The sequence below is a fragment of the Pyrococcus sp. genome (assembly GCF_030153625.1).
Classification (GTDB): Archaea; Methanobacteriota_B; Thermococci; order Thermococcales; family Thermococcaceae; genus Pyrococcus; species Pyrococcus furiosus.
The window spans coordinates 1-12321 of record NZ_JASKLM010000048.1 but is presented as its reverse complement, the minus strand read 5'-3'; the positions used below and the strand labels follow the sequence as shown (position 1 = coordinate 12321).

The following is a 12321-nucleotide window of genomic DNA, read 5'->3' as shown; positions in this document are numbered from 1 at the left end:
ATAATTTTGTTAGGTTTCATTCTCGGTTTGGTTGTCCGCCTGGTGATGTGACTGAGTGGCTTCAAGAGGTGATGCCCCAGTTATCCTGACAGTATCTTAGGGAGTGTGGTGATTATATGAAAGAAAGACTTGAAAAACTTGTTAAGTTTATGGATGAAAATTCGATTGACAGAGTTTTCATAGCAAAGCCCGTGAACGTTTACTACTTCTCTGGGACTTCTCCCCTAGGAGGAGGATATATAATAGTTGACGGTGACGAAGCTACTCTTTACGTTCCAGAGCTGGAGTATGAGATGGCAAAAGAGGAAAGTAAGTTACCCGTTGTAAAGTTCAAGAAGTTTGATGAAATCTACGATTTCTTGAAAAATACTAAAACCCTCGGAATTGAAGGAACCCTCTCCTATTCTTTGGTTGAGAACTTTAAGGAGAAAGCGGGAATTAAGGAGTTTAAGAATATTGATGACGTTATAAAGGATCTTAGAATTATTAAAACAAAAGAAGAAATAGAAATCATAGAAAAGGCTTGTGAGATTGCTGACAAAGCAGTTATTGCTGCTATTGAGGAAATAACAGAAGGAAAGAGAGAAAGGGAAGTTGCAGCAAAAGTAGAGTACTTGATGAAAATGAACGGGGCGGAGAAGCCCGCATTTGACACAATAATTGCAAGTGGTCATAGATCAGCCCTCCCCCATGGAGTCGCAAGTGACAAGAGGATAGAGAAGGGGGATTTAGTCGTTATCGATCTTGGAGCACTCTACAATCACTACAATTCGGACATCACGAGAACAATTGTCGTAGGCTCTCCGAATGAAAAGCAGAGGGAAATTTATGAGGTGGTCTTAGAGGCACAGAAGAGAGCCGTCAAGGCAGCAAAACCTGGAATGACTGCAAAGGAGCTCGACTCCATAGCAAGAGAAATAATAAAGGAGTATGGTTATGGAGACTATTTCATCCACAGTTTAGGCCATGGCGTTGGGCTTGAGATCCATGAGTGGCCAAGAATTAGCCAGTACGACGAAACCGTGCTAAAGGAAGGCATGGTCATAACAATAGAGCCAGGAATTTACATTCCGAAGCTCGGAGGAGTTAGAATTGAGGATACTGTTCTCATAACGGAAAACGGGGCAAAGAGATTAACAAAAACTGAAAGAGACCTACTCTGAGAGTATTTCAAGCAGAGCTAAAGCTGCCTTCATATCAATTTTTATCAGCTCCGTGTATATTGGATCGAGTTTTCCATTTATATAGACTTTCCCTTCTTTAACCTCTACCTCAACAACTCCATAACCTATGGGCTCTATCCCTCCTCGGCATACGTTCTCCAGTATGCTTAAGGCGAGTAAAGACTCTCTATGCTCTCTTGACAAGTGCTCATCCTCGGCAATGTGCCTTGTGTGACCTGTAGGAATTCCAAATAGTCTCGCTAAGTTCCATCTCCTAATTTTCTTTAACCTTCTATCAAAAGATTCGCCAGCATTTTTCCTTATTTTTTCCATAGAAGACTCCAAAAACTCCGATAACTCCTCAAGAGTTAAGTCGGCATTTGGAGGGATATCAAAAGCTCTTTTAACAACTTCAGCCTTTCTGATTAATGTAGCTATTCTTTCAACTTTCTCAACCCTTAAAGCTAAGTAGGCATCTAAAGCGAATGTTCCTTTCTTTGACCTAAAGATCACATAGGGGAGTATTCCTTTCATCAAATCCTTTGTTTAAAAAAACTGTTTATATCCCTTTCTTTCTTGTCAGATTGTCGAAACAAAAAGCAAATTTAAAGCACAAAAATTATATTATGAAAGTAAAACTTCCAAGGGGGGTGATTACATGGCAAAAAGGGTTCACCTGTTTGATTGGCACAAGGAGCATGCAAAGAAGATAGAAGAGTTTGCAGGTTGGGAAATGCCAATATGGTATTCAAGCATAAAGGAGGAGCATTTAGCTGTGAGAAATGCGGTGGGAGTTTTTGACGTTTCTCATATGGGAGAAATACTATTCAAGGGCAAAGATGCCCTTAAGTTCCTACAATATACCACAACAAACGATATTAGTAAGCCTCCCGCAATAAGTGGGACTTACACCTTAGTTCTAAATGAGAGGGGAGCAATAAAGGATGAGACCCTAGTGTTTAACATGGGCAACAATGAATACCTAATGATTTGTGACTCAGATGCATTCGAAAAGCTTTACGCTTGGTTCACTTCCCTCAAGAAGACCATAGAGCAGTTTACAAAGCTCGATCTTGAGATAGAGCTCAAGACGTATGACATAGCTATGTTCGCAGTTCAGGGACCTAAAGCTAGAGATTTAGCAATGGATCTCTTTGGCATAGACATAAACGAGATGTGGTGGTTCCAGGCTAGATGGGTTGAGCTTGATGGGATAAAGATGCTCCTCTCAAGGAGTGGATACACTGGAGAGAACGGATTTGAGGTTTACATAGAGGACTTGAACCCATATCATCCAGATGAGGAGAAGAGGGGCAAGCCCGAAAAAGCCCTTCACGTTTGGGAGAGGATACTTGAAGAGGGGCAAAAATATGGAATAAAGCCCGCTGGTCTGGGAGCTAGAGACACTTTGAGGCTTGAGGCAGGATACACCCTATATGGAAATGACACAAAGGAGCTCCAACTTTTGAGCACTGACATAGATGAGGTAACTCCCCTACAAGCAAACTTGGAATTTGCCATCTACTGGGACAAGGACTTCATTGGGAAGGATGCCCTCCTTAAGCAGAAGGAGAGAGGCCTGGGCAGGAAGCTCGTCCACTTCAAGATGCTTGAAAAAGGCATACCAAGGGATGGATACAAAGTGTATGCAAATGGAGAGATCATAGGAGAGGTAACAAGTGGAACGTTGTCTCCTTTACTAAATATAGGAATAGGAATAGCCTTCGTTAAGGAGGAGTACGCAAAGCCGGGAGTTGAAATTGAAATTGACATAAGAGGAACAAGGAAGAAGGCGATAACGGTAACTCCTCCGTTCTATGATCCAAAGAAATATGGGTTGTTTAGGGAGGAGTAACTTCTTTCTTCTTCATTTTATAACCAAAAGGTATGTATTTTTTCTTGCCTAATTTATTTGGGGATGCTAATGGATGATGTCATTTTTGAGTTATTAGATTCAATACAATTCGGCGAGACAGTTCTTTTAGAGTACCACACTTCCTTTGCTCCCGAATTCGTCCTTCTAAAGATAGCTGAGTATGCAAAAGCCAGAAACCTTCCACTTGTTATAGATGACAACTTTGATACTCTACCGCTCATAATTACTCGACTAAAAGTTCTTGGGATAAAGAAAGATATTCTAAATTCTGAAAATGTTTACGTGATAAAGACTGGAGGAAAAACGAAAGTTGGAAACGTCTTAGTTCATATAAAAGATGTCTCTGAACCCAGGATATACGTTCAAGAATACAGAAAAGGATTCCAACAACTTTCAAACATTGAAAGGTTCATAAACGTTGTATTTGGTCTTGAAAGATTATTCATGCTAATGAAGAATCCCCTCGAAATTTATCTTTCCATTACTGACATTCAAAAGTACCTTGGAAATAAGAAAAGAAAAGCATTTTACGTGATGAATGCCAATCTCCTTAGTTCTATAAACCCCATAGTGAAGCACGAATTTGAGAGAATTGCAAGCACTATAGGTGAGATTACAGCAGTTCACTCAACGGCCTACATCAAAATTCCCAAGACCATGAACCTCGAGCTGGTGGGAAATGAAGTAACAATTGACATGGGTGATGAGCTATGACATTCCAACTTCTTAATGATTTTATCAAAGATAAGCTCTTTGGAGAGACAGTATTACTGGAAAACTATTCTTACCTGGGAGTTGAGAGCCTTCTTTCCATTATAATTAAAGTTGGAGAAGAGCTTAATGTGCCAATTCTTGTCGAAGATGTGCTTGATACATTCTCCGTATACACAAAACACTTGGAGATGCTGGGAATAGCGACACCTGAACTCAAAATTTTAAAAATTGGAGGGAGTGGAGAAGAAGAGGGTATTGTTAAGAGAATTCCATTTGAGCTCGATATTCCAAGGTATCTTCTAGAGTATGGCAAAGCTTTCGAAGAGGTTGCGCCAAGGGAGAAATTTATAGACCTAGTTTTTGGCTTGGATAGACTATTCCTCTTAACCGAGAACCCAACCGATATTGCAAAGCTTCTCAACTCGATTAAAGATTTCGTGAGGAATGAAAACAGAACTGCCTTCTACTTTATCGAGGCTAATCTCCTAAAAGTAACAAAACCAATAGTTTTGCACCACTTAGAGGACATTGCCACTTCAGTAGTTAGGATAAATCAAGAAAAGAACATACTAACGTTTGAGCTAGTTAAGGATAAGTGGAGCGTAAAGAACAAGATTAGTAAGATAACAATTTCCTTCAGAGACATTCTCAGGGGAATTTTGTAGCCTTTTTATTTTTAAATGTTTTATAACTTGGTTTTTGAATGTAACAAAAGAGTTATAAAAATATAGTGGGAGGTATTCTAGGGGTTAACTATGATAACGACCAGACTTAGAGAGGAAGTTAATGAGATATGGGAGAAGATATTCAAGCACAATTTCGTAGTCCAACTTTACGAAGGAACACTTCCCCTCGAGAAGTTCAAGTTTTACATCCTTCAAGACTTCAACTATCTAGTTGGCCTTTCGAGAGCCTTAGCAGTAATAGCTTCAAAAGCTGAATATCCTCTCATAGCGGAGATACTCGAACTTGCTAGAGCTGAGGTAACAACAGAGATGAAAAACTATGAAAGCTTACTCCATAAACTTGGCTTCACGCTCGAAGATGCAATCAAGGTTGAGCCAACACTAGTAAATTCAGCCTACATGGACTTCATGCTCTCAACTGCTTACAGGGGAAGTGTGGTTGAGGGATTGACAGCTCTTCTCCCATGCTTCTGGAGTTACGCTGAGATTGCCGAATACCACAGAGAAAAGCTGGAGAGAAATCCTGTAAAGATTTACCGCGAGTGGGGTAAAGTTTACCTCAGCGAAGAATACCTAGAACTTGTCAAAAGGCTGAGAGAGATAATTGATTCCCAGGGAGGAGAGTACGAGAGGCTTAAGAGAATATTCATAACTGGGAGCAAGTTTGAGCTTGCGTTCTGGGAAATGGCCTGGAGGGGTGGCGATGTTTTCTGAAGAACTCCTCAGGGAGAACTGGGATATCTGGGAGAAGTTTCTCCCCCATAGATTTCTCATAGAAGTGGCAGAGAATACAATAAGGAGAGAAAGCTTCGAAAAGTGGCTGGTCAACGACTACTACTTTGTGAAGAACGCTCTAAGGTTTATGGCACTACTAATGGCAAAAGCTCCTGACTACCTCCTTCCCTTTTTCGCGGAATCAATATACTACATTTCAAAGGAGCTAGAGATGTTTGAGAAAAAGGCCCAGGAGCTGGATGTTTCTTTGAATGAAGAAATTGATTGGAGGGCAAAATCCTATGTGAACTACCTCTTAAACGTTGCCTCCCTGGGAAGCTTTCTAGAGGGATTCACAGCCTTTTACTGCGAAGAGAAAGCCTACTATGAGGCATGGAAATGGGTTAAAGAAAATTTAAAGGGGGATAGTCCCTATAAAGAGTTTATAAACCACTGGAGCTCCCAGGAGTTCGGAGAATATGTAAAAAAGATTGAGGAAATTCTTAACTCCTTGGCCGAAAAGCATGGAGAATTTGAGAGAGAAAGGGCAAAAGAGGTGTTTAGGGAAGTTTCAAAGTTTGAGCTGATATTCTGGGACATAGCCTACGGAGGTGAAGAAAATGTATGATATTAAGCCAGTTAAGGAGAGAATATTCGATTTCTGGAGCAACTTTTCAATATGGTTTGGCGCTGATTTTGGAATAGCTGTAATTTGGGCGGGAGCACTACTAACTCCCTACCTCTCGCTTAAAGAGGCCCTCCTCGTTATAATCCTTGGCCACCTCCTGGGAAATGCCGTAATGAGCTTGATAGCTGTAGAAGGGCAGAGAACGGGGCTTCCAACAATGGTCCTCTCAAGAGCTCCCCTGGGAGGTAAAGGATCAGTTCTACCTTCGATATTGAACTATCTCCAGCTCATAGGATGGACGGCAATAATGCTGATAGTTGGTGGGAAGGCCTTAGATGTAATATTCCCAGGGACTTATAGGCTATGGATATTAGTCCTAGGTATATTAGTTACGCTGTGGACCCTTTCTGGACCTGAGAGATGGAGATGGCTTGAAAAGCTTTCAGTAGTCCTCCTGGGAATATTGAGCGTTTGGCTTCTCTATGTGATATTCTCCAAATACTCATTCTCAGAACTTTGGAACAGGCCAGGAGAGGGAGGGTTGCCATTGTTAATAGCCCTCGACCTTGTAATAGCGATGCCCCTAAGCTGGGCTCCAACGATAGCAGATTATTCAAGAATGGCGAAGAGTGAGAGAGATGCAGCCTGGGGAACTTACCTCGGCCACTTAGCCGGTTCAGCCTTCTGTTACTTCCTGGGAGCCTTGAGCAACATAGCTGTTAAGCAACCAGATCCAATAAGCATAATAGCCACTTACGGCCTTGGAATTCCAGCTATGCTAATGGTCCTTGTCTCAACATTGAACACAACCTTCATGGACATATATTCTGCAGCAATAACGTGGAAGAATATAAACCCGAGAGCAAACGCAAAAACCCAGGTAATATTGGTTGGTGTCCTGGGAACTCTGCTAGCCTTAGTGTTCCCAGTAGATAAGTACGAGTCCTTCCTTCTGCTAATAGGAGGAGCATTCGTCCCATTAGCTGCAATAATGATAACGGACTTCTTCCTTGTAAATAAGGGAAGGTATGAAGTTGAGTCACTCCTCGAAGATAGGAAAGTCAAGGTAAGAGGAATAATCAGTTGGCTAATTGGGTTCCTCCTCTACCTGGGACTCACAATGGAGGCCTTAATTGGAGTGAAAGTACCAGTCTTAAGCGATTTAGGCAACTCAATAGGAGCAAGCATTCCAGTCTTTTTGATCTCTGCCATAATATATTACCTCCTTGAGAGGTGGGGAGAATGATTAGCGTCGGGGAGGCCTTAGCTAAGGTTAGGGAAAGAAAGCCCCTAGTCCACAACATTACAAACTTCGTAGTTATGAACACCACAGCGAACGCTCTCCTTGCCCTTGGAGCATCTCCAGTCATGGCACATGCAGAAGAAGAGCTCGAAGAGATGGTAAGGATTGCTGATTCAGTAGTCGTGAACATCGGAACTCTCGACAAATTCTGGATAAATTCTATGATCAAAGCAGCAAAACTAGCCAAAGAATATGGGAAACCCCTTGTACTAGATCCAGTAGGAGCCGGTGCAACGAGACTTAGGACGAAGACAGCTCTAGAGGTACTAAAAATAGGAGCTACCATAGTCAAGGGGAACTTTGGAGAGATATCCGCTCTGCTAGGAGAGGAAGGAAAAACTAGGGGAGTGGACTCCTCCACATATGACCCAGAGAGAGCAAAAGAATTGGCATTGGCTGTAGCTGAGGAATTTTCCACAATTGTTGCCGTTACTGGTAAAGTAGACTATGTAAGCGATGGTAAAAGAGTTTATGCAGTCTATAATGGCCACGAGCTTCTTGGAAGGGTTACGGGAACAGGATGTATAGTAGCGGCACTTACTGGAGCCTTCGTTGCAGTAAATGATCCGCTAACTTCAGCTGTCTCATCCTTGGTTGTCTTTGAAGTAGCAGCTGAAAAAGCAGCTGAAGAGGCAAAAGCCCCTGGAACTTTCCATGCTAAGCTCTACGACTGGCTCTACTTGCTAACCCCAGAGGATGTAGAAAGGCTAAAGAAAATTGAGGTGGTAAAAGTATGAACCTAAGGAACAAGCTGAAGCTCTACGTTATAACAGACAGAAGACTCAAGCCCGAAGTTGAGAGTGTAAGGGAAGCCCTGGAAGGAGGGGCTACTGCAATTCAGATGAGGATAAAGAACGCCCCAACAAGAGAAATGTATGAGATTGGAAAGACTTTAAGACAATTAACCAGGGAATACGACGCCCTTTTCTTCGTCGATGATAGGGTAGATGTAGCTTTAGCTGTCGATGCCGATGGAGTTCAGCTGGGGCCCGAGGACATGCCAATAGAAGTAGCTAAGGAAATAGCACTCAATCTAATTATAGGAGCATCTGTATACTCCCTTGAAGAGGCCCTGGAAGCTGAGAAAAAGGGAGCTGACTACTTAGGAGCTGGCTCCGTCTTTCCAACTAAGACAAAGGAAGATGCGAGAGTTATAGGCCTAGAGGGATTGAGAAAGATAGTTGAGAGCGTTAAAATTCCCGTAGTTGCAATAGGAGGAATAAATAAAGATAATGCGAGAGAAGTTCTCAAGACTGGAGTTGACGGAATAGCCGTAATATCCGCTGTTATGGGTGCTGAAGATGTTAGAAAGGCTACAGAGGAGTTAAGAAAAATCGTAGAGGAGGTTTTAGGATGAAAAGGTTAGTGAAGACTGCCCTCACAATTGCTGGGAGCGATAGTGGTGGAGGAGCGGGAATTGAGGCGGATCTAAAAACCTTTACAGCCTTTGGAGTCCACGGCCTAGTTGCCATAACCTCAGTTACTGCCCAAAACACCCAAGCAGTTACGGCAATCCACGATATTCCTCCAGAAGTTGTGGCAGAGCAGATAAGGGCCGTGGCCGAAGATATAGGGGTTGATGCCGCAAAGACAGGAATGCTAAGCAATGCTGAGATAATTAAAGCAGTGGCAAAGACCGTGAAAAACTACGACTTTCCACTCGTAGTTGATCCAGTAATGATAGCTAAGAGCGGAGCTCCCCTCCTTAGAGAGGACGCGGTAGATGCTTTAATCAAGTACATTCTCCCCTTGGCAACGCTTGTAACCCCAAACAGGTTCGAGGCAGAAAAGCTGAGCGGGATGAAAATTAGAAGCGTTGAGGATGCAAAGATAGTTGCGAAGAAAATCGCAGAGGAAACTGGAGCAGAGGCAGTGATAGTTAAGGGAGGACACATTGAGGGAGAGGAGGCAGTTGACGTTCTCTACCACAATGGAACTTTTAGGGAGTATAGAGCCCCAAAAGTTGAAGGTTGCACTCACGGTACTGGATGTAGCTTCTCCGCTGCCATAACAGCAAACCTAGCGAAAGGTTTGGGATTAGAAGAGGCAATAGAAGTTGCGAAGAAGTTCATAACCTTGGGCATAGCTATGGGCCACAGGATAGGACATGGTCATTGCCCAGTGAATCAATCAGCTTGGATAGAGATTCCTGCAGAGAAGTGGAGAATTTATGAAGAGTTAACGAATGCAGTGAGAGAATTCGAAAGCATTAATCCAGTAAGGCTAATTCCAGAGGTGGGAACTAACTTCGTCTACTCACTTCCACTTCCCTACGCCAGAAGCACTAAAGACGTTGCGGGGGTTAAGGGGAGAATCGTCAAGTACGGAAACTCAGTAAAGGCCGTGGGCCCTGTTGAGTTTGGAGCAAGCGACCACCTAGCTAGGGCTGTCCTCACTTACATGAGATTCTACCCAGAGTACAGGAGTGCCATAAACATTAGATACTCCAGAGAAATAATAGAAGAAATAATAGAGATAGCCCAGGAGAGGGGATTCAAAGTTTCATTCTACGATAGAAGAGAGGAACCAGAGGAGATAAAGGCCAAAGAAGGAGCAACGATACCTTGGGGAATAGAGACCGCGATAAAGAGGATAAAAGAAAGGCCCGACATCATCTATCACCTAGGGGATGTAGGAAAGGAGCCAATGATATTGGTGTTTGGTAGAAATCCAAGGGAAGTCCTTGAAAAAATAAAGATGTTAATTTAAAGCTTGACGAAGTGCACTGAACAGGAGATACACGGGTCAAAGGCCCTTACAATTACCTCAAGTCTCTTCTTCATATTTTCTTCAGACTCAGAGCCATAAAGCCTCTTTGCCTCCTCTAGAAGGCTTAACTCCATTAAGCGCTGGTTGAATGCCGTTGGAGTTATTGTATTTGACCACACAACTTTACCGTTCTCAATTCTGTAGTGGTGAACTAAGACTCCCCTTGGGGCCTCCACATATCCAACTCCTTCTCCGCTCTCCTGGGAAATCTCACCATTTCCTCTTTCAATGCCTTCGCTGAGTATTTCTTCAACTAATTGGGGAACTCTCTCCAAGGCATAGAGAAGTTCTATGGCCTGGGCCAGATTGTTGTAGATTACATACTTGCTCTCCAACTTATCCCTATACTCCTCCAACATTCTCGCCGCTTCTCCTTCTATTGACTCTCCCTTTAAGAGCAACCTGGGAAGAGCACCGACAAACACGGGGTTTCCTTTGTAGTAAGAGTGCTTTGCAAAGCTGTATCCGACTGGAACCTCGTCCACTTCATAATATTGGACTCTCTCTCCATTAATGATTAGTTCATCACCCCACAAGTAGTCTGAAGTAGCCATTAGAACTTCACCAACAGCTCCTCCCGCCTCCTGGGAAGCGAAGATTCCAACTATCCTCCTGGCAAACTTTATTAAAGATTTTGAATGCTCGGCAATCTTTTCAAGTTCCTCTTCACTCGGATACCTTCCAAAACCTCCAGGCTTTATGTTTATTCCGTGAATTTCCCTCCCACCAATTAGCTCTCTGATGGCATTTCCAAACGCTTTTATTGTCAAACCTTCCTTAACTAACTCTCCATGCCTCGGTATCATGGAAATAGCATCTGGGTAGCCAAAGACATCTGGGAGGGCAAGGAGGTAGAGGTGGAGTGCATGGCTCTCAATTATCTCTCCCCAAAGAGCTAATTCCCTAAGCTTTTCCACGCTCTCGGGAACATCTATTCCTAGGGCCTTTTCTATTGCTCTAACAGAGGCCACCGAATGAGCTATGTAACAGATGGCGCATATTCTGGCCTCTAAATCTGGAACATCCCAATAATCTCTTCCCAAGGTCAAAATCTCAAAAAACCTTGGGCCTTCTACGATTTTTACCCTAGCATCCTTAACCTCACCGTTTTCAATTACTATCTCTGCCTTTCCATTCCCCTCTACCCTAGTAAACTCATCAAGCTCGATTATCATAACTACCACCTCGCAAAAGTCCTTAGTTTCCTAGCAATCTCCTCATCAGGAAGAATTTCCTTAAGAACTTCGAACATTCCAGGAACGTTGTTGTCCAAAGAAGGCCCCCTACACCCAATGCATCCCAGTCCATAAGATGGGCACTTCGCATTGCACCCTCCAGCAGTTACTGGACCTAAGCAGGGAATTCTCTTCTTTAGAAGAACGCACTCATATTCATTCAACTTACACTCCAAGCAGACGGGATAATCCTTAGCTACAGGCTCTATACCTTTTGCTATATCTATCAAAACTTGGAAAACCTCTTCTTTATCATATGGACATCCTGGAATAGCAAAGTCTACGGGAACATAGTCCGTCACTGGTTTTGGATTCAAGAGTTTTACTGGGGGCTTTCCATTCCCATAAACTCTTCTGTAAGCCTCTTTCGAGTTTTCAATTACTCCTTGAACGCTTCCATGAGTTGCACAAGTCCCCAAAGCTATCAGATATTCGCTCCTATTCCTTGCATCTCTTAAAACCTCCAAATCCCTCTGTGTCGATACAGTTCCAGTTACCAAAGCAACATCAATTTTTTCCCTGCTCTTTTTGGAAGTTGCCATGTGGAATTCAGCTATTTCATAGAACTCGAGGAGGTCGAGAAGCTTATCATAGAGGAATAGTAGGTTGAGCGCACATCCACCACAGTCCGTAAGTTCAAAAACACCCAACTTCATCATATCAACCCCCTTGTGGAAAGAGCATCCCAATAAGTGAAAACGGGACCATCCTTACAGATGTACTTAATGGATACACTCGTTCCAACTATGCAGTGACCACACTTTCCAACTCCACACCTCATTCTTCTCTCCAGTGTCATGTATATTCTCCCTGGAGACAATCCCCTATCTAGCAGTTCCCTTATCACATACTTGTACATAACAGGAGGGCCACAGATTAAAGCGTAAGAGTTTTCAACGTCGAACTCCTCTCCCCTGAAGAGGTCAGTTACGACTCCTTTGCACACCTTCTCCGAAAAGCCCCTTTCTAAGTAGATACAAGAAGGAGTCTCTACTTCGTAAGCAAGCTTTACGTGGCAGTTCAACTTTTCCCCATGCTTTAGGAGGTGAATTATTTCATCCCTAAAGAGGATATCCTCGTAGCTTTTTGTACCGTAGAAGAGGTATATCTTCTCATACTTTCCGCTGTCTATTGCGATATTGTCAGGATAACTGGGGCATCACCTCCTGAAGCCATTCAGTAACATCACCAGGCGGATCACCAAAACTAGAATGAATTCTGACAAAATTATAC

General features: G+C 43.0%; 13 protein-coding genes and 3 pseudogenes. 11 read left to right on the top strand and 5 right to left on the bottom strand.

Annotated elements, in window-relative coordinates; genetic code table 11:
* A pseudogene (locus PWP39_RS08175) lies at window positions 1-89 on the top strand (IS6 family transposase); the annotation flags it as partial.
* 27 nt (window positions 90-116) lie between these two features.
* On the top strand, window positions 117-1163 hold the full coding sequence (gene pepQ / locus PWP39_RS08170) for a Xaa-Pro dipeptidase PepQ (RefSeq protein ID WP_288073430.1): 1047 nt from the start codon (window positions 117-119) through the stop codon (window positions 1161-1163).
* Here the strand turns inward: pepQ and PWP39_RS08165 are convergent.
* Window positions 1155-1697 (bottom strand): hypothetical protein, encoded by a 543-nt coding sequence (locus PWP39_RS08165; protein ID WP_288073429.1) that lies wholly within the window; start codon window positions 1695-1697, stop codon window positions 1155-1157. The genes pepQ and PWP39_RS08165 overlap by 9 nt on opposite strands.
* Window positions 1698-1821: 124 nt before the next feature.
* Here PWP39_RS08165 and gcvT point away from each other — a divergent pair, with 124 nt between their 5' ends.
* The 9 genes from gcvT to PWP39_RS08120 all read left to right on the top strand — a co-directional run bounded on the left by gcvT (window position 1822) and on the right by PWP39_RS08120 (window position 9793).
* Window positions 1822-3018, top strand: a complete 1197-nt coding sequence (gene gcvT / locus PWP39_RS08160; RefSeq protein WP_288073428.1) for a glycine cleavage system aminomethyltransferase GcvT — start codon at window positions 1822-1824, stop codon at window positions 3016-3018.
* Window positions 3019-3087: 69 nt separating this feature from the next.
* The gene (locus PWP39_RS08155) at window positions 3088-3753 is read left to right on the top strand and encodes a DUF257 family protein (protein ID WP_288073427.1); all 666 of its coding nucleotides are present in this window, start codon (window positions 3088-3090) and stop codon (window positions 3751-3753) included.
* A complete protein-coding gene (locus PWP39_RS08150) occupies window positions 3750-4418 on the top strand; it encodes a DUF257 family protein (protein ID WP_288073426.1) in 669 nt (222 codons plus the stop codon). Before PWP39_RS08155 ends, PWP39_RS08150 begins: the two co-directional genes overlap by 4 nt.
* A gap of 90 nt (window positions 4419-4508) precedes the next feature.
* Complete coding sequence (tenA, locus tag PWP39_RS08145; protein ID WP_288073425.1) at window positions 4509-5153, top strand: thiaminase II; 645 nt, start codon at window positions 4509-4511, stop codon at window positions 5151-5153.
* Window positions 5143-5781, top strand: a complete 639-nt coding sequence (locus tag PWP39_RS08140; RefSeq protein WP_288073424.1) for a TenA family protein — start codon at window positions 5143-5145, stop codon at window positions 5779-5781. The genes tenA and PWP39_RS08140 overlap by 11 nt, the downstream gene beginning before the upstream one ends.
* Complete coding sequence (gene cytX, locus PWP39_RS08135; RefSeq protein WP_288073423.1) at window positions 5774-7027, top strand: putative hydroxymethylpyrimidine transporter CytX; 1254 nt, start codon at window positions 5774-5776, stop codon at window positions 7025-7027. The genes PWP39_RS08140 and cytX overlap by 8 nt, the downstream gene beginning before the upstream one ends.
* The gene (thiM, locus tag PWP39_RS08130) at window positions 7024-7821 is read left to right on the top strand and encodes a hydroxyethylthiazole kinase (RefSeq protein ID WP_011012481.1); all 798 of its coding nucleotides are present in this window, start codon (window positions 7024-7026) and stop codon (window positions 7819-7821) included. Before cytX ends, thiM begins: the two co-directional genes overlap by 4 nt.
* Window positions 7818-8441 carry a thiamine phosphate synthase gene (gene thiE / locus PWP39_RS08125; protein ID WP_288073422.1) on the top strand — a complete coding sequence of 208 codons (624 nt, stop codon included), beginning with the start codon at window positions 7818-7820 and terminating at the stop codon, window positions 8439-8441. Before thiM ends, thiE begins: the two co-directional genes overlap by 4 nt.
* Window positions 8438-9793: a bifunctional hydroxymethylpyrimidine kinase/phosphomethylpyrimidine kinase gene (locus tag PWP39_RS08120; protein ID WP_011012479.1), complete on the top strand. Its 1356-nt coding sequence runs from the start codon at window positions 8438-8440 to the stop codon at window positions 9791-9793. The genes thiE and PWP39_RS08120 overlap by 4 nt, the downstream gene beginning before the upstream one ends.
* Here the strand turns inward: PWP39_RS08120 and shyA are convergent.
* The 4 genes and pseudogenes from shyA to PWP39_RS08100 form a co-directional block, all read right to left on the bottom strand.
* On the bottom strand, window positions 9790-11028 hold the full coding sequence (shyA, locus tag PWP39_RS08115; RefSeq protein ID WP_011012478.1) for an NAD(P)-dependent hydrogenase/sulfhydrogenase 2 subunit alpha: 1239 nt from the start codon (window positions 11026-11028) through the stop codon (window positions 9790-9792). The two genes, PWP39_RS08120 and shyA, sit on opposite strands and share 4 nt — an antisense overlap.
* Before the next feature lie 2 nt (window positions 11029-11030).
* Entirely contained in the window at window positions 11031-11744 is a 714-nt protein-coding gene (gene shyD / locus PWP39_RS08110; protein WP_011012477.1) for an NAD(P)-dependent hydrogenase/sulfhydrogenase 2 subunit delta, read from the bottom strand.
* Window positions 11744-12223: pseudogene (locus PWP39_RS08105) on the bottom strand (iron-sulfur cluster-binding protein); the annotation flags it as partial. The pseudogene PWP39_RS08105 and the gene shyD, both read right to left, overlap by 1 nt.
* Before the next feature lie 7 nt (window positions 12224-12230).
* Window positions 12231-12321 (bottom strand): annotated as a pseudogene (locus PWP39_RS08100) (IS6 family transposase); the annotation flags it as partial.

Bases quoted from the DNA above. Each gene is read 5' to 3' on its own strand.
- gcvT (WP_288073428.1), top strand. From the start codon at position 1,822: ATGGCAAAAAGGGTTCACCTGTTTGATTGGCACAAGGAGCATGCAAAG.
- PWP39_RS08140 (WP_288073424.1), top strand. From the start codon at position 5,143: ATGTTTTCTGAAGAACTCCTCAGGGAGAACTGGGATATCTGGGAGAAG.
- thiM (WP_011012481.1), top strand. From the start codon at position 7,024: ATGATTAGCGTCGGGGAGGCCTTAGCTAAGGTTAGGGAAAGAAAGCCC.
- tenA (WP_288073425.1), top strand. From the start codon at position 4,509: ATGATAACGACCAGACTTAGAGAGGAAGTTAATGAGATATGGGAGAAG.
- PWP39_RS08165 (WP_288073429.1), bottom strand. From the start codon at position 1,697: ATGAAAGGAATACTCCCCTATGTGATCTTTAGGTCAAAGAAAGGAACA.
- shyD (WP_011012477.1), bottom strand. From the start codon at position 11,744: ATGAAGTTGGGTGTTTTTGAACTTACGGACTGTGGTGGATGTGCGCTC.
- thiE (WP_288073422.1), top strand. From the start codon at position 7,818: ATGAACCTAAGGAACAAGCTGAAGCTCTACGTTATAACAGACAGAAGA.
- PWP39_RS08150 (WP_288073426.1), top strand. From the start codon at position 3,750: ATGACATTCCAACTTCTTAATGATTTTATCAAAGATAAGCTCTTTGGA.
- PWP39_RS08155 (WP_288073427.1), top strand. From the start codon at position 3,088: ATGGATGATGTCATTTTTGAGTTATTAGATTCAATACAATTCGGCGAG.
- shyA (WP_011012478.1), bottom strand. From the start codon at position 11,028: ATGATAATCGAGCTTGATGAGTTTACTAGGGTAGAGGGGAATGGAAAG.
- pepQ (WP_288073430.1), top strand. From the start codon at position 117: ATGAAAGAAAGACTTGAAAAACTTGTTAAGTTTATGGATGAAAATTCG.
- PWP39_RS08120 (WP_011012479.1), top strand. From the start codon at position 8,438: ATGAAAAGGTTAGTGAAGACTGCCCTCACAATTGCTGGGAGCGATAGT.
- cytX (WP_288073423.1), top strand. From the start codon at position 5,774: ATGTATGATATTAAGCCAGTTAAGGAGAGAATATTCGATTTCTGGAGC.